This is a genomic window from Streptococcus sp. GMD4S (genome assembly GCF_000296955.1).
The window spans coordinates 1-573 of sequence record NZ_AJRE01000406.1; the positions used below are offsets into that span (position 1 = coordinate 1).

Here is a 573-nt window from a genome sequence, read left to right on the forward strand (position 1 = left end):
TTGTGGAGCAATTCCACGTGGCACACATTTCAACTGGAGATATGTTCCGTGCTGCTATGGCAAATCAAACTGAAATGGGTGTACTTGCGAAGTCATATATTGACAAAGGTGAGTTGGTTCCGGATGAAGTTACAAATGGAATTGTTAAAGAACGCCTTTCTCAGAACGACATCAAAGAAACAGGTTTCTTGTTGGATGGTTACCCACGTACGATTGAACAAGCTCATGCCTTGGACAAAACATTGGCTGAACTTGGTATCGAACTAGAAGGTGTGATCAATATCGAAGTGAACCCAGATTGTCTCTTGGAACGTTTGAGTGGCCGTATCATCCACCGCGAACATAACCAGCACGCAACATAAGGGCGTGGCTGATAACTTGAGCATCACTTGGCATTTCGCGAAGCGTTGGGATTAGCATTTTACTTTGTTTCATAATATTCCTCGATTATCTAAAAGAAGAGTCGCATAATGTCATTCCAGGTCACAGCTAGCATCAAGACAACCATGATAACTACACCAGCCATGGTGACATAGGTTTCAATTTCTTGTTTAAGGGGTTTACGGCGGATAG

General features: G+C 42.9%; 1 pseudogene. It reads left to right on the forward strand.

The window, feature by feature from the left end:
• Positions 1–2: 2 nt before the first annotated feature.
• A pseudogene (locus tag GMD4S_RS10205) lies at positions 3–335 on the forward strand (nucleoside monophosphate kinase); the annotation flags it as partial.
• Between the last annotated feature and the right edge of the window lie 238 nt (positions 336–573).